This window comes from Bradyrhizobium sp. CB3481 (assembly GCF_029714305.1).
Lineage (GTDB): Bacteria > Pseudomonadota > Alphaproteobacteria > Rhizobiales > Xanthobacteraceae > Bradyrhizobium.
In genome coordinates this window covers 4,994,442-5,011,126 of sequence record NZ_CP121647.1, presented here as the reverse complement: position 1 = coordinate 5,011,126, position 16,685 = coordinate 4,994,442, and the positions used below count along the sequence as shown (strand labels likewise).

Genomic DNA, 16,685 nt, shown 5'->3' with positions numbered 1-16,685 from the left:
CAGATCTCTAACGTGTTCACGAAGGTCTATGGTCATTTTTACCGTGAATTCTTGCTAGCCGCCGGCTGTCGGCCCGGCACGGTCCGGCATCCAGCGGAATCCTTCGCATTCGCTAAGGTGATTTTGATCTTTCTATGGCGCGACAACCGGCCTATATCGCGGCCCGGAGGACGGAAGGATGTTTGGAAAAAGGCGGCGAGAGAAGATTCGGCGCGAGCATGAAACCGCGGAGGATGAGGCGCGATTCGAGCAGAATGAGCGTGCTGGCAAGGCTATTTACGCCCGGATCGCTGAGTTGAAAAAAGAGCCGCGCGAAAATCTGCCGGATGCGGTGTTCTTGCTTTTCATTGAAGCAAAGCAGCAAAGCGAGCTGATTCGACGATCAATAAGAGATCGTACGAACCATGACTTCAATTTCGGCAAGATGATCGATGGCTTCGGCAAGATGATCGATGGCGATCTCGCGACTTACCTTGCGCAGGACGCGACGCATGCCCTCCGGGATCACCTCACAAAGTCACAGACAGTGTTCGAAGCGATGTGTGAGCAATTGCCCGACGTACACTTCACGATCCAACAGCAGGATGCCGTTTCGATGGTTGCGGCGATGATCCGTGAGCAGCGCCTGAACGGAATTCTGGAAGGTTTGCGGCTTGTCGGGCTATTGAACGAGGTGCCAAACCGCCGTCGCGCGGGCTCGAAGACCGATGGATTGGGTAGGTTTTTCAATCAATTCGAGGCGGCTGCTGGCACAAGTACAGGCCCCGCCAGGGAAGCAGCGGGACTTACGTCGCACACAAGTGCGGCCGCGGGTGCTTCACAGAAGTCGGACCGTCATCTTGGCCTTGCTCCCAATACGCATGAAATGCGTGGGCACGAAAAAACGCTCAAAAAGAAATAGACGTTGCCGCAAATATTCAGCTAATACGTTTTGGAGTTGCGCTACAAGCGCAGCCCTTTTTCTGTTGGCAGCTTGTCGAAATCATGTTGCCGCCATTTGACTGCTGGCAAGCTGGCTGCGCCGTCTACGCCTAGCAAATTCCAATCAGGCGTGCCTTCTTCGACGGAAACGAGAAACTTGCGGTCATCCTGGGTCATTTGTCCGACGATATTTTCGATAGCTGTGTCGCGTTTCGCTAGCAACTCCTCAAGAGGCAACGTCGTTTTCGGCCATCCCGATAAATCCACGCACATAGTCGTTCGAAATGTCTTTGCGTTTTGGCGCCAAAGCTTCGGACATTGGTCGGTGGTGGCTGAGCATGTAAACGATAAAGGCGCGACGCAAGGCATCGCCGCATGCCCTAATTGGCAAGCAGATCGCGAGGAAATCGCGCGGATGCTGATGATCGAGCGCAGCCACGATCTTGCCAGCATAGAGGTCCTGAAACGAGGTGACTTGAATTTCAGCATAGCCGAACGCCTCTTCGACTGCTTCCGAAACCGACCTGACAGAGGGCGGATCCGCAAGCCCGCAATAATAACGTCGATCTTGATTTGCACGCCATTGGCGCGAACCAAAAGCTTGACGACTTTCGAAATGCTGCTCGATGAGTTTGGTGCCCCGGATGGTTTGTGAACCCCCTTCCCAATCCGTTTGAGCGCGTCGCTGACGCGGCGAGCGATTCAGCGCGCGACCGTACCGGCAAGTAGATAAGTCGATCGGAGAGGGGGCATGTTGCGGATGAACAGATTGATGGCTGTGCCGCCCTTGGGCGCAAAGCAATCCTCCTAAAGCGCCTTGTCCAAATCGTTGATGATGTCGTCGACATCTTCGATACCGACGCAAAGCCGGATCGAGCCACCAAATATGCCTTCGTTTTCCGCTATTTACCCTGGTCAGCTTACGGACAGCTAAGCTGAGTACCGTGCGGGTCAGGTCTAACGACCTGAACACAATGGAATATCCATAGGAGTGCGGTCGTCATGTACGGTCGAATTAACAATTGGTCGGACATTCTATCCGATGATTACTATCATCACGCAGGCAGCCGGGAGCAAGGGAATGCCGACGACTTTGCGGACGCGTTCGCTAGAATGCGATTGCAGGATTCCTCTGACAGCTCATCCTCGCACCCGAATTATTACCTCACTTCAAGACCTCCTGTTATCGAGATCAACAGAGAGACATTCAGGAGAGAGGTGAGGACGTTTCATGGCGACGCAATCAATCATATCGCCAACAATCCACAGGAATATTCAGACTTCGTATCCGAAAGAGCTAGGCGCACGGCGGATGTCGCTAGGAATTACGCTATCCGAAGAGATTCGGAGGCCGCCCGATATTACAGCTACCAACTAGGAAATATGAGCGTCGGTCTTCAAAGAACGGAAGCCGGATTTCCTATGAGTGACTTCTCCAATCAACAGTGGCGAGAAACAGTTCCCGGACGAACTGACGTCACCTCAATCGTGGATTTTCAGGTTGCTCATCCGCTCGTCGGGAACGCCGGCGATATTCTGCTCGAGCACCAACTACGGCAAGACGGCGAACGGCCCCTGGTGAACTGCCGTCCTGCTAATGACGAAGCGAGAGCTCGTGCAGAACAAATGGGCTTCGTTGAAGTGGATCAAAACGATATGGTACTTGACCCTACCCAGTCCAGGCAATGGAGATACAGCGATGGTGAATGGCAGCGTGCAACCAATTCTCCGATGTATCTCTCCAAAGTGGCCAGCGATACTGAATCTTCATCAGATACCGACTCGGATGGAGACTTTATGTGACGTGAGGGATCTGCACCAATCCATGAAGGAGGTGCAGCCAGGAGCGCAGACTAACCGACACCTGCGGCTTACGATCGAGCCTGGGACTGAACGAAGCCCGCGAGGTGCACTGTACCGACCGCATCGCGGCGGTTTCGAGAGCTGCGTGCCTATGAATAGCGCAACAGAAAGCCCAGGCTTCCAGCCCGGGTTTTCGATTGCCCCCCGGACGGTAAGGGAATCTTGAGGGTTCTGTGAGGTCGCGTGGCAGGCGCGAGCCGCGCGCTCTGTCGTGCGTGCGACCTCATAGAAGCTGGATTGAACGAAGCTGCGGAGTTGTGGGCGCTATGGGAATAGTGCAGCGGGTGCGGCTGCTAGGAAGGCGCGCCTGTGGTCGCCGTGCGTCGGCGAGACATTCATCGGATGTAAGCAGCCCCATTGATCAGGCCAAGGGCGCGATCCAGGGAGGGATTTGCTGCGTTGGGAGGCGTGGCCGGACGATTGGCGGGGTGTTCGGCGACGAACGCGGCCACGGCAACCTCGGACGTTGCCACCGCGAAGGTGATCACAGAAGGGGTGGATGGTGCAGGCGCTGGTCATGACGTATCACAACGAAACGGCTGGTCGCGCGCGCAGGCTCGCGGGACGACATCGACGCGCCGCATGGTGCCGCCACAATGTGGGCAGACGGGGATCTCGCATTTGACGAGGGGATCGCCGCCGGCTTCTCGCTCGGTCGGCGCGTTGCGGACAGCAAGGAGTTGACGGCAGAGGGCGATTTTATCGTTACGTCCGCCATTGGCGAGGAAGCCATAGTGGCGGATGCGGTGGAAGCCATCCGGCAGCGTGTGCAGGAGAAAGCGACGCATGAACTCGTCGGCATCAAGCGTCATGACTTTGGTTTTGCGGTTCTGCCGATAGTCCTTCCAGAAAAAGCTCACCTTGCCATCGGCGAGCGAGATCAGCCGACTGTTGGCGATGGCGACGCGATGCGTATAGCGGCCGAGATAAGCCAGCACCTGTTCGGGCCCGCCGAATGGCGGCTTGGCATAGACGACCCAGTCGGTCCGTCGGAGCTGAGCGAGGCGCGCGGCGAATGCGACGGGATCGGCGAGGTGCGCGAGATCGCCAAAGAAGCCCAACTGGCCAGCCGCGAAGGCAGCTTGCAGCTCTTGCAGAAACAGGCGGCGGAACAGCCGGGAGAGGACGCGCACTGGCAGGAAGAAGCCGGGCCGGCAAGCGACCCGGCGCGTGCCGTCGAGCGAGGGTCCACCGCCGGGCACGACGCAGTGGATGTGCGGATGGTGTTGCAGGGTCTGGCCCCAGGTATGGAGGACGGCGGTCACGCCGAGCTGAGCGCCGAGATGCTTGGGGTCGGCCGCGATGGTGGCGAGCGTCTCGGCCGCGCAGCGGAACAGGATGGCATAGACGACGGCCTTGTTCTGGAAGGCGAGCTCTCTGGCGAGGGCCGGCATGGTGAAGACGACGTGGAAATACGGTACGGGAAGGAGTTCGGCTTGCCGTTCGGCGAGCCATTGCGCGCGCGCCGCGCCCTGGCACTTCGGACAGTGCCGATTGCGGCAGGAGTTGTAGGCTATGCGGGTCGCACCGCAGTCGTCGCATTGCTCGACATGGCCACCGAGCACGGCTGTCCGACACGCGGTGATGGCGCCCATCACGCGTCGCTCGACGCGGCCGAGGCGACCGGCACGCGCCTGCCGAAACGCTTCGCCGTGGCGGCGGAAGATATCCGCCACTTCCAGGACCGGAGCCATCAGGTCCGCTCAGCCGGGCGGCACGACCTCCAGGCGAGGCCGGTCAAGCGGACTTGGCGTATTGCTGATGGTCTTTGTGGCGACTTGGGTATAGCGCGCCGTGCTGGCCAGACTGGCATGGCCGAGCAGCACCTGGATGATGCGCACGTCGGCCCCGTTCTCCAGGAGATGGGTCGCGAATGTGTGCCGCAGCGTATGCACTGTCACCGACTTGCTCAAGCCGGCCGCCGCACAGGCTGAACGGCAGGCGGCGTGCAGCACGTTGGGGACGAGCGGACGCTCGTCGTCGCGGCCGGGAAACAGCCATCTTTTTGGCCGAGTGAGCCGCCAATACGTCCGCAGAATCCTCAAAAGCTGCGGCGAGAGCATAACATAACGGTCCTTGCCGTCCTTGCCGTGCTCGACCCGGATCAACATCCGTTGGCTATCAATGTCGACAACCTTCAAGAGGACCACTTCCGATACGCGCAAGCCTGCGGCATAGACGGTGGTCAGTGCGGTACGGCTCTTGAGGCTTGGGATTGCTTCCAGGAAGCGCACGACCTCGTCGGCGCTCAGCACGACCGGCAGTTTGCGCGGTTTACGCGCATAGGCGATGCGCTCCGGAACGGTGTCGTGACCAAGCGTCACACCGTAGAAGAATCGCAGTGCGCAGACGATCTGGTTCAGCGCCGGCCAGGACATCCCCGTTGCAACCAGATGAACCTGGAAGGCGCGGATATCCTCCAGGTCGAGGCGGTCGGGAGAACGACCGAAATATCGGCTCAACTTCGCTACGGCGTTGAGGTAGGATTGCTGCGTCGCCGGTGACAGATTGCGGACCGTCATGTCCTCGATCATGCGGCGGCGAAGTGGGCTGATCTCAGCCATCGGAAAACCTCCTGTCGAAAGGGTTGGGCTTCGAAAACCCACAATCCTCTCAGACAGGAGGCAATCCTTGCTATGCCTCCCTACATGCCGCGCCAGCGGCTTCGTTCAATCCTGAAAATGAAACTGCAAGGTTCCGACGCCCGAAGCATCACAACCCTGCAATCGAAAAACAGTCCACAGCGACAAATGCGATTCCAGTTCAATCGCTTAGCCGCTGTTCACGGACGACTACACTGGGATAGGAACGATCTCTGGAACGCCAGAGAAGCGTTGGTGCGTGCTTTAACTAAAGTTCTCTAGACTAGTAGCCATGTTCAAATCTGAGAGTCTGCCCCCAGCGGTTCTGGGGACGAATTCGTAGCAACCTAAATTCAAGTTTATGTGAGTCACACATGCCACTGGTACTAGCGCCGAGCTACGACGACATCCCCGGCGTCGTCAAAATGTCGGTCGTGAACAAACCTGCTACTGAAGCCCGCAGCGGAGTTAATCCCTTCACGAAGAAGCCGATAGAATTCGCGGCCAAGCAGGGTAGTAAATCGGTTAAAGCGTCACTGCTCAAGGTTGCTAACGGCGCAGTCGCGCTATGACGAGGTTTCCACTCGCAGCGGGAAATTGTAACTGGGCTAGACGGCTGGGTCGTCGGCACACTATCCCCAACTGCCGCTCCAAACCCATCATTGTCGTGAAAAGCACCTCCATCGCCACGTCTTTCGCTCTCCTCCGGCGCGATGCGGGGCAGTCTGCCAGTGCATTAGGCGCGCGGCGGACCGGATGCTCGGTACCTTCCTAATCGTCCTCAGGCTCCAGGTGGCCTTCGACGGGTGCTAAATTGGGCGACCGGCTGCGCATTGCCCTTTCCGGGATACGCGAACTCCTGACCGGACGTTCGCGGTAATGTGCGTGCTGTCATCAATCTGCAGCTGACCGGAAGCGCTCGATCAGCTTTCAAGAAGCGGGGGTATGGCGCTGAAAAAGCCGCGCCAAAGGCGACTTCGTTCGCTGGCGGCTCGGCTGCTCCACCGGCTATCCCCAAAGTACATCTCGAAAACTTCCAATTCCTCGGCTCCAACACGGTCGTAAAAGCTGAACATAACCGTAGCGGGTAAGCAAGAACCTTTTTCGCGATGTGCATCGATACTCTTGAACCGTTGACCGTTCAGGCTCTCCATCTGCAGGAGGAATCACGCTTCAGGATGGGGCGGAAACATTATCGCGGCAACGTTCACTTGCGTCCTGTTTATTTAGGACGTCGACCGCGGGGAGCGAATGTTGGAGCCCGTAACTGGTCGGCAGCCCGCCGCAGTTTGCCAGCTTCTTTGAAAGCTTGCGAGCGAGCCGTGCCCGGGGGCAGGCTGCGGGCGTACTTGAGCGCGGCTTCGGCTGCGGCATCCACCTGCTCAAACTTGTCGTCATGACTCACTTCTTTACCTTCAGACTCATCTCGACAAGCCGGCCGAGTTTAGTTCCTGTTTGCCTTCATTTCCGTCGGCTCACGATCCGCCTCAGCAACATCGCTATTTCGCCGGAATACCAAGCCGACAACTCACCTAGTACCCGGAATCAGAGCTGAGTGATACGGCGGCCTTTGAACCTTTGAACCGGCGCTGGCTGACCTTTTTTTGATCCAGACGAAGGGCTCGGCGTTGTCGTTGTATGCGTTGACGTGGGCATCGATGTGTTCCTGAAGCTGCCTGAGGCTTATGAAGGAGGTGCCGCCGCTGCCAACAGGACTACCCGTGCCCGCTTCAAATCGCGCTGCAATGTCATCGGTGAGCGACAACACGCCTCAAGCACCTTGCGATCTTTCCTCGAAAGGCGGACTTCACTGGCTTCGGGTATCATCCCGACCTTGAATCACGACTCACGTTCCAAGAAAAGCGGGTACTAGCATCAACCAATGCGGATGTTGAATCGCTGAGAGCACAGCCTATTTGTCGCCTTTCGATTTCGACGCGCTACCGTCCTGAGTCGTTCGCTGCCACTTCGCCCGTTCCGCCAGAGCTCTCGCTAACCTCTTCTCCAAAGCAGCCCGGCGTTCCTCTATCGGGCGATCGAACAAATTACCTCTCGCGTACAGCCCGCGCTCTTCGTCCTGTTCCAGCCGATCGATGTTGCAGTCCTTAAACACGCATCCAGTAAATGCTAACTGCTCTGTGTCTAGGTCGATAAGCAATGTGCATTTCACGAACTCGCAGCTGTCAAAGCGCGTAAAAAGGCTCTTGCCACGAAAATCAAAATACTGGGCGTGGAAGCGTTTCCGCCATATCACACGTTCTTCCGGCAGACGATCCTTGATCACTTCTTCGCCTCTATAATTGGCGGCCGCATCCTTGAGCCTCGCCGGCGCGATTCTGGTTGCCATATTATGCTTTTCACCTCGGCTCTCAATACATATCTATATTAGCGTATACGGGCAGTTTGCGTGCTGGTGAAGTCGATATTGAAGATCATGGCAGCTGAGTGCCATCCGGGCCGCGTTCAGAACGAATTCTGCGGTTCCGACCGAAGCGGGGCGCGACGCCCCACCTGCCGTTGTCGGCACTATCAAGGATTCTCCGCCGCATTAGCCAGGTCGTAAGCGTAGCTCTGCGGCCCTTTTGATTGGCGCTTGACGTCTATTTTGAGCGCGTGGCGCGGCGGCGCTGCTTCCATGTTTCCGACAATGCGTTGACGGCGGCCTCGAGCGCCTTCCGGACGACGACGTTGGGATCGAACTGTTCGGGCCCCCAGAGGCGCATTTGTTCGTGCTCGGGATGGGCGGGGTCACCGATGGCATCGAGGTATTCGGCATAGCCTGGCGCACCGCCGATGTCTTCCGGAGGGCAACGGCCGGCGGCATCGAGCAAGAGGGGAAGACCCTCTGTCGTCGCGTTGTCGAACCATTTTTCGATCTTAATCACATGGTCCCAGCTGTCGCCGAAGTCATAGAGATAGTGGACCGTCTTGGCGCCGGTCTCGCGAACGATATCGCAGGGGCGCGTTTTGCGGGCATCGATCGGTTGGTGGCCGTAATCGTTGTCGGGATCAGGAAGCCCCCAATGGACATCGCCAGCGAAGAACTCGAAGAGGTGACTGTTTGTCCAGCCAAACGCCGCCTGAAGCGTCAGATGCAGCCGGTTAAGGCGCAAGGTGACGGGTACGACAAGGCGACGCACCACCTCCGGCTTCACGTCGTTGAGGATCACCTTGATCCGGACCGCGGTCGTGTTGAGGCTCATGCTGCCAATCTCGGATCGTGGGCATGCATTGTATGGTCGATGCCCAGGGAAGCAGTTCGTCCAGTCGCGCCGCAGGCCAGCCATCGACGAGCTCCGCGAGGACGTCGGAGCGCCAGTGTTCGGCACTGACGCTATTAAGCTGACAGGTCTCGACTAACGAAGCTAGTACCCGGAATCAGAGCTGAGTGATACGGCGGCCTTTGAACCTTTGAACCGGCGCTGGCTGACTTTTTTTGATCCAGACGAAGGGCTCGGCGTTGTCGTTGTACGCGTTGACGTGGGCATCGATGTGTTCCTGAAGCTGCCTGAGGCTTATGAAGGAGGTGCCGCCGCTGCCAACAGGACTACCCGTGCCCGCTTCAAATCGCGCTGCAATGTCATCGGTGAGCGACAACACGCCTCAAGCACCTTGCGATCTTTCCTCGAAAGGCGGACTTCACTGGCTTCGGGTATCATCCCGACCTTGAATCACGACTCACGTTCCAAGAAAAGCGGGTACTCGCCTGCGCGAGTGGGCCTACGCGCAGGCCTATCCACCTCAGAAGAACGCGCCGCCGAGCTGCCACGATGGCTGCACCGTTACAATTTGGCATAGCCCTCACCACGCTGTGAACCTCCTCCGAACTGATGGACACTGTAGTAGGCTCGAAGAGCCAGGAGGTGTCGGATGGAAGGACGTCAACGTCGGTCGTTTACGGACGACTACAAGCGGCAAGCGATCGATCTGGTTGCATCGAGTGGCCGCTCGATCGGATCGGTGGCTAAGGAACTTGGTCTGCGCGATTCCGTGCTGCGGCGGTGGGTGGAGCAACGTGGGGCCAAGCGGGAGCCGACTGCGGCGGCGCGGCGCCCCACAACGCAGGCGACGCTGCCGTTGGCGGACCACGCGGCGGAGATCGCCCGTCTGCAGCGAGAGAACGAGCGGCTGCGCATGGAGCGCGATACTTTAGAAAAGTCGATTGCGATCTTTGCTGGAGTTCAGAAATGAGAGTCCGCTTCATCGAAGATCGCCGCGCCGACTATCCGGTGAGGATCATGTGCGACGTGCTCGGCGTCTCGCCGGCTGGCTATTATGCCTGGCGGGCGCGCCTGGAGAGCCCGCGAGCCGCCGCCAATCGTGAGCTCGTCGATGACATCAAGCGGGCTCACCGCGACACCAATGGCCGCTATGGCAGCCCGCGCGTCTATGCCGAGTTGAGGGCTCAGGGGCGCGGGGCGAGCCGCGGTCGCATCGAGCGATTGATGCGCTACGAGGCGGATTCAAGCGGTCGTCGCAACACTCTGGAGTTGGAGGTTGCGATGAGGATTCGAAAGCGGCGATCGGCACGGTCTGGACAGCGCCGTTACCATCGCCAGGACGACCACCTGTGGCTGGACGGGATGAACAGAGAAGTTTCTGGCGAGCTATTGCTGCCGGGCAAAGCAGCGAAGAAGCTGCGCTGGAAGCCGGGGTGTCACAGCCTGTAGGAACCAGATTGTTTCGAAAGGCGGGCGGCATGCCACCAGCGATGTTCAAATCCTCAGCAAGAGCGCTCTCCGGGCGATACTTATCATTGGTGGAGCGCGAGGAGATTGCGCTTCTCAAGGTGCAGGGCCATTCCTTCCGGGAGATTGGGCGCCGTCTCGGTCGATCCGCCGCGACAATCTCGCGAGAACTGCGGCGCAATGCAGCCACCCGCAGCGGCGGGTTGGAGTATCGGGCGACGACTGCCCAGTGGCATGCGGATCGATCGGCTCGTCGGCCTAAACTGACTAAGCTTGCGCTCAACACAGCCTTGCGCACTTATGTGGAGGAGAGACTTGCCGGCGTCGTCGTGGCCCCGAGCGGCGCTCCTGCTCCTGGTCCCGCGGTTCCCTGGAAGAGTCGCCGGCATGGCCCGCGAAAGGATCGGCGATGGGCCAAGGCCTGGAGCCCTGAGCAGATTGCCCGTCGCCTGCCGATTGACTTCCCGGACGACAAGACGATGCGCATCAGTCACGAAGCCATCTATCAGTCCCTCTTCGTTCAGAGCCGGGGAGCGTTGCGCCGTGAGCTGACGGCCTGCTTGCGAACAGGACGCGTATTGCGGATGCCCAGGGCGCGCGTACGTGCACGAGGCAACAGCTTTGTCTCGCCGGAAATCATGATCAGTCAACGTCCTGCCGAAGCGGCCGATCGAGCGGTGCCGGGACATTGGGAGGGAGACCTCATTCTGGGCCTTGGCAGCTCGGCAATCGGCACATTGGTCGAACGCACGACCCGCCTCACGATGCTGCTGCATCTTCCGCGCCTTGCAGGGCACGGCGAAGCGCCGCGTATCAAGAACGGGCCTGCACTGGCGGGACACGGGGCCGAAGCCGTGCGCGACGCGATTACGCGCACCATCATAACCTTACCCGAACAGCTACGCCGTTCGCTGACCTGGGATCAGGGAGCCGAAATGGCCCAGCACGATCGTCTGAAAATCGATGCGGGTGTCCAAGTCTACTTCTGCGACCCGCAAAGCCCATGGCAGCGTGGTACTAACGAGAACACCAATGGGTTGCTACGTCAGTACTTCCCGAAAGGGACAGACCTGAGCATCCACAGCGCTGACGAAATCGCTGCCGTGGCCGCAGCCCTCAACGCTCGACCGAGAAAGACTCTGGGCTGGAAAACGCCGGCAGAAGCGCTTGACGAGTTGTTGCCGTGAGTGAACATAGTCGGTGTTGCGACGACCGCTTGAATCCGCCCGATACGCCTCGGCGGAGTATCGCAAGATGATCCAGTCCGCCGGCTTCCGCGCCTCGATGAGCCGCAGGGCCGATTGCTATGACAACGCTCCGATGGAGAGCTTCTTCCATTCCATACGCTCAAAACCGACCTCGTCCATCATCAGCATTATGCAACACGTGAGGAAGCCAAGCGTGATATCTTTGCTTACATTGAGGGCTTTTACAATCGAACGCGTCGCCACTCGGCCATTGGATATCTCAGCCCGATCGAGCTGGAGCTAGAAGCAGCTTAACCCCGTCCATTTTTTCGGGGGAAGATCACTGGGCTGTCCCAGAACTGCCGTTTACATTTAACATTCTGGCTTGTACCCAACGCGTCATATTTAGCGCTCCGGGTCTCCCAAAAAATGCGTCGCCCCGGGGGCGGGCAAGTCGCGTACGATGTCATGCCGTCCAGACGAGCGCTGAACCAGATTTCATACTGGGCTAGGTCGCGCACGTTGACGCATCGAGTTTCCCCATGGGGAATCGGTCCCGCGGTTCGGTATCCAATACTAGTGTCGACGTACATAAACACCTCGTTTTCTGCCGTACGATTGCGCACACAAACCTTTTTTACCGGTCCAAACAACTTTAATGCTAATGCCGGTTGGGCAGGGCACAATAAGCTCAACCCAATGCTGAGGATTGCGGCAGCTCGACCCAGCCATCGAGGATACTTCCAGGTATTGCATGCCCGCCGCTCCGCTAAACTGCTTTCACAGAGCTGGGTTAAGTGGAGTTTGGCCGCGGCATTATTATTGATAAGGTCGATCAGTCGCTGGATCAGCGTCATTTTGGTCTCTGCACTTCGTTGTGAGCGGGAATTAGAGAACAGCCGGCGCTGGTGCTCGTTCGCCTCACGTGTCGCAATACGATGGCTCCTAGTTTGGCGGCAGTGTCTTTGATCTTTCGTCAGCTGCTGGTATCGCATGGCTCTTTGATAGCTCCATTGCAAGGTGGACGAGGAATCACGTCACGGTGGATTCACTCTGCACGTTTGCTCTGGCGTCTCCGATGATCCGATCGAGAGCCTGCCAGTCTTGTTGTGACTATCGTTCGTGTTACGCGTTCGCATCTAAGATTACTGCACAAGGCGTGCCACGCACCGCGCGAAAGAAAAAACCTTTTGATACAAGGTGGTCATCCGCGCCAGCTATGTCGCACTTCCGACATCGTCGCACATCGGACACCGTCAAGCGGCAATGATGTTGTCTGCGGCGGCGCGAAGCGCACCGCTCGTCTGCGTGCCGTTCACGGCCCTTTGTGACAGAGTGATCGACGCATCAGCGTCGTTCTAGTCGAACAATCTCTAGTACTTCTGCACAGTAAGCGTAGCTTTGCGGCCCTTTTGATTGGGGCTTGACGGTTATGTTAGCCGCGTGCTGCGCCGACGCGGCTTCCAGCCTCCGGACAATGCGTTGACGGCGGCCTCGAGCGCCTTCCGGACGACGACGTTGGGATCGAACCGCTCCGGGCCCCAGAGGCGCATATGTTCGTGCTCCGGATGAGCGGGGTCGCCGATGGCATCGAGGTATTCGGCATAGCCTGGCGCACCGCCGACGTCTTCTGGAGGACAACGACCGGCGGCCTCGAGCAAGAGGGGAAGCCCCTCTGTCGTCGTGTTGTCGAACCATTTTTCGAGCTTGATCACATGGTCCCAGCTGTCGCCGAAGTCATAGAGATAATGGATCGTCTTGGCTCCGGTCTCTTGAACGATATCGGAGAGCCGCGCCTTGCGGGCATCGATCGGCTGGGGGCCAAAATCACCGTCGGGATCAGGAATCCCCCAACGGACCAGCCGAACGCCGCCTGAAGCGTCAGGTGCAGCCGATCAAGGCGCAGGGTGACGGGTGCGACAAGGCGACGCATCACCTCCGGTTTCACGTCCTTGAGGGACACCTTGATCCGGACCGCGGTCGTGTTGAGGCTCATGCCGCCAGCCTCGGATCTTGTACATGCATCGTGTAGGTCGACGCCCAGGGAAGCAGTTCGTCCAGTCGCGCCGCAGACCAGCCATTGACGAGCTTCGCAAGGACGTCGGAGAGCCAGTGCTCAGCGCTGACGCTATTGAGCTTACAGGTCTCGATTAGCGAAGCTAGTACTGCCCAACTCTCGGCGCCCTCGTCGCAACCGGCAAAAGGGAGTTCTTGGCGTTGAGCTTGATCGGCCGCATGGCACGCTCGACCGCATTCGTGTCCATCTCGATGCGCCCGTCATCAAGGTAGAGGAGTCCGTCCCAATGACGCAGCGCATAACGCAAAGCCTTTGCCGTGTCGCTCTTCTGTGCAAGGTGATCAAGCGTTGCCTCAAACCACTGCTTCAAGGCTGCAGCCAGAGGCAGGGCATGCGCTTGTCGGCCCGCGCGGCGCTCGGCATCAGATCGGCCGCGGAGTGCCTTCTCGACCGCGTAGAGCTGGGCGATGCGCTCGAGGGCCTCGCGGGCAACCGGCGCCGGCGCCGGCGAAGCCTCGCGCTCGATCTTCACAAACTGGCGCCGTAGATGCGACCAGCAGAAGGCGAGCGTGCCGGACAGGGCATCCGCACGCGTCTCTCGGGTCATGGTCTTGTAAGCCCCATAGCCATCGCAATGGATGATGCCGCGGTAACCCTCAAGCAGCCTCAAGCCATGAACGGCGCCGCGGCCCGGTGCATAGGCGTAAACCACGCCAGGTGGGTCAGGTCCGGCCCAAGGCCTGTCATCGCGCGAGAGCGCCCAGAAGTAGCCGGTTTTGGTCCTGCCGCGCCCCGGATCCAGGACCGGCGCCGGGGTCTCATCGACACAGAGCTGCGGGGACGCGAGCAGCAGCTCGCGCAGACGATGCCACAAGGGCTTCAATTCCTGGGCGGCATAGCCGACCCAGAAGGCGAGCGTGGAACGGTCGATGGCGATACCGTGCGTCGCCAGCATCTGTGCTTGGCGATAAAGCGGCAAACGCCAATGATACTTGGCGTCAATCACATGCGCGACCAGCCGCTCGGTGGGCAGTCCCCCCTTGATCAATCGTTCGGGCGCGGCGTGCTGGAGAACGACGCCATGACAGGCGCGGCAGGCCAGTTTGGGCCGGCGGGTCACGATCACCCGGTATTGCACCGGAACGACGTCAAGCCTCTGGCTCTCATCGCGGCCAATCTCAACGAGATCGCCTTTGCAGGACGGGCAGCAGGTTGCAGCCGGCAGCAAGGTTTCGACGATGCGCGGCAAATGCTCCGGCAGCTGACCACGATTGGCCCTGCGCTTGGCAGTTCTCTTCTCGCAGGCTTTGGGATTGGCGCGGTCCTCGGCTGCTTCGAGAGCCGCGACGGCCTGATCGATATCCTCCAGAACAAGCTGAAGTTGATCAGCGTCCAACTTTTCCGACGATCGACCGAACTGCGCATCGTTCGCAAGCTTGAGCAACCGCTCGAGCCTGGCGCAGCGATCCAGCAGAGCCGCGGCAAAGACACGCAGCTCGGCTGGATCGCTCGGCAACTCGTCAGGCAAATCACTCATCGGCCTGAGTCTGCCATGCTTCGCGCCCCGATGCAGCGAAGATTTGTATCTTTACGCAAGTGCTTTCGGTTGTGGGACTCGAGGCGCGTGCATGCGTGCGCGTTCATCCGCATCACGCCGTCAACAACAGGTGGCCACTTGAAGCCGCCGCCCTCAAGCCGCTTCCAATACAGCACAAGGCCACTGCCATCCCACACGACGATCTTCACCCGATCGGCGCGCTTCGCGCGGAAGACCACCGCCACGCCCTTCATCGGGTCATGGCCCAGCGCCTCCTTCGCCAAGAGTGCCAAGCCATCCGCACCCTTCCTATTATGTGGTGCACCACATAATAGAGAGCGTTTTTAGATTGGCGGCGCGTGGTTCGGTATCCAACACGATCAGTCGCGAGTGGCGCCGGTAATCTAAAAACGTGTTGGACGAAGCCGCGGGCACGCCGCTGCAGCTATGGGTGTTGAATCACTGCGCCGTTATTTGTGAACGTCGTGATCTGGACTGGAGACAAGTCCAAAGCGGACATTATCACGAAAGTACTGGGTGGAAGCGACATCTGGGAAGCGAAGTAGCCTGAAAATGCGAAGCGCCGGAGGTTTGACGTCGGAAGAACGACAACAGGGCATCTATCGGCTGCCACGGCGGCCGAAAATGGAAGCTGGCGGTTCTTGGTTGATCGAGGTCTCGCATCAAGAAGTGTCCGGTGAACGAGCGGCACTGAACGAACCTGGCTGCAAGACCTCGACGCACACCATGTGGCCTTGATGACAGGATGGACATTGACGCAAGGAAGCGGCATTGCAGCGCTCAGGCTTCTCGGGGCAATCGGACCGCTCTTCCGGCTCCGAATGAGCATCGGCGGATATCATTCCAAGCAGTTCACGGCAGCGAGCGAGCTTTTGCTTGCGGTAGCGGTTACCCAGAAAACCATAGTAACGAATACGTTTGAAGCCTTCGGGCAAGACATGGATAAGGAAACGCCGAATGAACTCCCGGCGTCCAGCGTCATTACTTTCTGCTGGCTTCCGTGGCGGTAATCCTTCCATCGAAAGCGTACTTTGCCGTCTTCGATATCGATGACACGGCTGTTGCTGATCGCTAACCGATGCGTATAGCGGCCGACATAGTGGACAACCTGTTCGGCGCTGCCAAATGGCGGCTTGGCGTAGATAACCCAATTGATTCTGCGGACATCGTTCAGATACCGCTGAAATGCAGCCGGATCACGAAACTGTTCCAGCGACGAGAAGAATTGTAGCTCGCCGGTATCGAACGACTTTGCAAGGCGCTGAGAAATAGGCGCCGGAACAGACGGGAAAGCACGGCCACGGGAAGAAAGAAGCCGGGCCGGCACGCGATCCAGCGGCTGCCATCCGGGGACAGTCCACCTCCAGGAACGACGCAATGGAGATGGGGATGGTGAAGGAGGTTCTGGCCCCAAGTATGAAGGACAGAAAAGAATCCGATCTCCGCACCGAGGTGCTTGGGGTCGGCAGCGATAGTCCGCAAAGTCTCTGCAGCTGTGCGGAACATTATATCGTACACGGTGCCGGCATTCTGGAATGCGATCGCTGCGATTTGGTCGGGTATGGTGAAAACAACGTGAAAATACTGCGTATCGAGAAGCTCCGCTTGTCGGGCCTCGATCCATTCTGCCCGCGCGAGCGATTGGCACTTGGGGCAGTTTCGCGAGCGGCAGCTATTATAGGAGACCCGCCGCTCTCCGCAGTGATCGCACTGCTCGACATGGCCACCGAGCGCGGCCGTTCGGCAGCGCTCGATCGCCGTCATTGCTGCACGCCGTTCGGTCGATAGAGACCTGCAGTGCTGCTCGCGCCAGGCAGCACCATAGCGGCGGAAGATATCCGCCACTTCCGGACCTGAGCGTCCCATGGG

General features: G+C 58.9%; 15 protein-coding genes and 5 pseudogenes. 7 read left to right on the top strand and 13 right to left on the bottom strand.

Translation table 11 applies throughout. The features are described 5' to 3' along the window. Window positions 1-178 precede the first annotated feature (178 nt). Window positions 179-901 carry a hypothetical protein gene (locus tag QA643_RS24475; RefSeq protein WP_283028438.1) on the top strand — a complete coding sequence of 241 codons (723 nt, stop codon included), beginning with the start codon at window positions 179-181 and terminating at the stop codon, window positions 899-901. A gap of 41 nt (window positions 902-942) precedes the next feature. Here the strand turns inward: QA643_RS24475 and QA643_RS24470 are convergent, their stop codons facing one another. Then, on the bottom strand, window positions 943-1,158 hold the full coding sequence (locus QA643_RS24470; RefSeq protein WP_283028437.1) for a hypothetical protein: 216 nt from the start codon (window positions 1,156-1,158) through the stop codon (window positions 943-945). Continuing rightward, window positions 1,148-1,723 carry a nucleotidyl transferase AbiEii/AbiGii toxin family protein gene (locus QA643_RS24465; RefSeq protein WP_283028436.1) on the bottom strand — a complete coding sequence of 192 codons (576 nt, stop codon included), beginning with the start codon at window positions 1,721-1,723 and terminating at the stop codon, window positions 1,148-1,150. The genes QA643_RS24470 and QA643_RS24465 overlap by 11 nt, the downstream gene beginning before the upstream one ends. 200 nt (window positions 1,724-1,923) lie before the next feature. Here QA643_RS24465 and QA643_RS24460 point away from each other — a divergent pair, with 200 nt between their 5' ends. Then, window positions 1,924-2,724 carry an effector protein NopP gene (locus QA643_RS24460; RefSeq protein ID WP_283028435.1) on the top strand — a complete coding sequence of 267 codons (801 nt, stop codon included), beginning with the start codon at window positions 1,924-1,926 and terminating at the stop codon, window positions 2,722-2,724. Between the two features lie 575 nt (window positions 2,725-3,299). Here QA643_RS24460 and QA643_RS24455 read toward each other — a convergent pair. Together QA643_RS24455 and QA643_RS24450 are read right to left on the bottom strand one after the other, a co-directional pair. After that, window positions 3,300-4,478: an IS91 family transposase gene (locus QA643_RS24455; RefSeq protein WP_283028434.1), complete on the bottom strand. Its 1,179-nt coding sequence runs from the start codon at window positions 4,476-4,478 to the stop codon at window positions 3,300-3,302. 9 nt (window positions 4,479-4,487) lie between these two features. Beyond that, the gene (locus tag QA643_RS24450; RefSeq protein ID WP_283028433.1) at window positions 4,488-5,348 is read right to left on the bottom strand and encodes a site-specific integrase; all 861 of its coding nucleotides are present in this window, start codon (window positions 5,346-5,348) and stop codon (window positions 4,488-4,490) included. Window positions 5,349-5,740: 392 nt separating this feature from the next. Between QA643_RS24450 and QA643_RS24445 the strand changes: the two genes are divergently transcribed. Beyond that, the gene (locus tag QA643_RS24445) at window positions 5,741-5,938 is read left to right on the top strand and encodes a hypothetical protein (RefSeq protein WP_283028432.1); all 198 of its coding nucleotides are present in this window, start codon (window positions 5,741-5,743) and stop codon (window positions 5,936-5,938) included. Window positions 5,939-7,067: 1,129 nt separating this feature from the next. Here QA643_RS24445 and QA643_RS24440 read toward each other — a convergent pair. The 4 genes and pseudogenes from QA643_RS24440 to QA643_RS24425 all read right to left on the bottom strand — a co-directional run. After that, a pseudogene (locus QA643_RS24440) lies at window positions 7,068-7,193 on the bottom strand (IS630 family transposase); the annotation flags it as partial. Window positions 7,194-7,278: 85 nt separating this feature from the next. Further along, window positions 7,279-7,713: a hypothetical protein gene (locus QA643_RS24435; RefSeq protein WP_283028431.1), complete on the bottom strand. Its 435-nt coding sequence runs from the start codon at window positions 7,711-7,713 to the stop codon at window positions 7,279-7,281. Between the two features lie 253 nt (window positions 7,714-7,966). Next, complete coding sequence (locus QA643_RS24430; RefSeq protein WP_349253217.1) at window positions 7,967-8,653, bottom strand: plasmid pRiA4b ORF-3 family protein; 687 nt, start codon at window positions 8,651-8,653, stop codon at window positions 7,967-7,969. Window positions 8,654-8,899: 246 nt separating this feature from the next. Continuing rightward, window positions 8,900-9,025, bottom strand: a pseudogene (locus QA643_RS24425) (IS630 family transposase); the annotation flags it as partial. 211 nt (window positions 9,026-9,236) lie between these two features. On the opposite strand from QA643_RS24425, the gene QA643_RS24420 reads away from it, so the two are divergent. From QA643_RS24420 to QA643_RS24405, 4 genes and pseudogenes are all read left to right on the top strand, one after another. After that, a complete protein-coding gene (locus tag QA643_RS24420; RefSeq protein WP_283028430.1) occupies window positions 9,237-9,557 on the top strand; it encodes a transposase in 321 nt (106 codons plus the stop codon). Continuing rightward, the gene (locus QA643_RS24415) at window positions 9,554-10,036 is read left to right on the top strand and encodes an IS3 family transposase (protein ID WP_283028429.1); all 483 of its coding nucleotides are present in this window, start codon (window positions 9,554-9,556) and stop codon (window positions 10,034-10,036) included. The genes QA643_RS24420 and QA643_RS24415 overlap by 4 nt, the downstream gene beginning before the upstream one ends. Before the next feature lie 41 nt (window positions 10,037-10,077). Further along, on the top strand, window positions 10,078-11,241 hold the full coding sequence (locus tag QA643_RS24410) for an IS30 family transposase (RefSeq protein WP_283034915.1): 1,164 nt from the start codon (window positions 10,078-10,080) through the stop codon (window positions 11,239-11,241). A gap of 37 nt (window positions 11,242-11,278) precedes the next feature. Then, window positions 11,279-11,556 (top strand): annotated as a pseudogene (locus QA643_RS24405) (IS3 family transposase); the annotation flags it as partial. Window positions 11,557-12,671: 1,115 nt separating this feature from the next. On the opposite strand, the gene QA643_RS24400 reads toward QA643_RS24405, so the two are convergent. The 5 genes and pseudogenes from QA643_RS24400 to QA643_RS24380 form a co-directional block, all read right to left on the bottom strand. Continuing rightward, entirely contained in the window at window positions 12,672-13,052 is a 381-nt protein-coding gene (locus QA643_RS24400) for a plasmid pRiA4b ORF-3 family protein (protein ID WP_349253293.1), read from the bottom strand. Continuing rightward, complete coding sequence (locus QA643_RS24395; RefSeq protein ID WP_283034913.1) at window positions 12,953-13,174, bottom strand: hypothetical protein; 222 nt, start codon at window positions 13,172-13,174, stop codon at window positions 12,953-12,955. The genes QA643_RS24400 and QA643_RS24395 overlap by 100 nt, the downstream gene beginning before the upstream one ends. Window positions 13,175-13,233: 59 nt before the next feature. Continuing rightward, window positions 13,234-14,795 (bottom strand): annotated as a pseudogene (locus QA643_RS24390) (IS66 family transposase). Beyond that, window positions 14,792-15,079 carry an IS66 family insertion sequence element accessory protein TnpB gene (gene tnpB / locus QA643_RS24385; protein WP_283028428.1) on the bottom strand — a complete coding sequence of 96 codons (288 nt, stop codon included), beginning with the start codon at window positions 15,077-15,079 and terminating at the stop codon, window positions 14,792-14,794. Before tnpB ends, QA643_RS24390 begins: the two are co-directional and overlap by 4 nt. 399 nt (window positions 15,080-15,478) lie before the next feature. After that, window positions 15,479-16,682, bottom strand: a pseudogene (locus QA643_RS24380) (IS91 family transposase). Window positions 16,683-16,685: the final 3 nt, after the last annotated feature.

What these genes read in the sequence shown, in the direction of transcription:
- QA643_RS24475 (WP_283028438.1), top strand. Translation starts at nt 179, where the DNA reads ATGTTTGGAAAAAGGCGGCGAGAGAAGATTCGGCGCGAGCATGAAACC.
- QA643_RS24460 (WP_283028435.1), top strand. Translation starts at nt 1,924, where the DNA reads ATGTACGGTCGAATTAACAATTGGTCGGACATTCTATCCGATGATTAC.
- QA643_RS24455 (WP_283028434.1), bottom strand. Translation starts at nt 4,478, where the DNA reads ATGGCTCCGGTCCTGGAAGTGGCGGATATCTTCCGCCGCCACGGCGAA.
- QA643_RS24450 (WP_283028433.1), bottom strand. Translation starts at nt 5,348, where the DNA reads ATGGCTGAGATCAGCCCACTTCGCCGCCGCATGATCGAGGACATGACG.
- QA643_RS24445 (WP_283028432.1), top strand. Translation starts at nt 5,741, where the DNA reads ATGCCACTGGTACTAGCGCCGAGCTACGACGACATCCCCGGCGTCGTC.
- QA643_RS24435 (WP_283028431.1), bottom strand. Translation starts at nt 7,713, where the DNA reads ATGGCAACCAGAATCGCGCCGGCGAGGCTCAAGGATGCGGCCGCCAAT.
- QA643_RS24430 (WP_349253217.1), bottom strand. Translation starts at nt 8,653, where the DNA reads ATGGCTGGCCTGCGGCGCGACTGGACGAACTGCTTCCCTGGGCATCGA.
- QA643_RS24420 (WP_283028430.1), top strand. Translation starts at nt 9,237, where the DNA reads ATGGAAGGACGTCAACGTCGGTCGTTTACGGACGACTACAAGCGGCAA.
- QA643_RS24415 (WP_283028429.1), top strand. Translation starts at nt 9,554, where the DNA reads ATGAGAGTCCGCTTCATCGAAGATCGCCGCGCCGACTATCCGGTGAGG.
- QA643_RS24410 (WP_283034915.1), top strand. Translation starts at nt 10,078, where the DNA reads ATGTTCAAATCCTCAGCAAGAGCGCTCTCCGGGCGATACTTATCATTG.
- QA643_RS24395 (WP_283034913.1), bottom strand. Translation starts at nt 13,174, where the DNA reads ATGCGTCGCCTTGTCGCACCCGTCACCCTGCGCCTTGATCGGCTGCAC.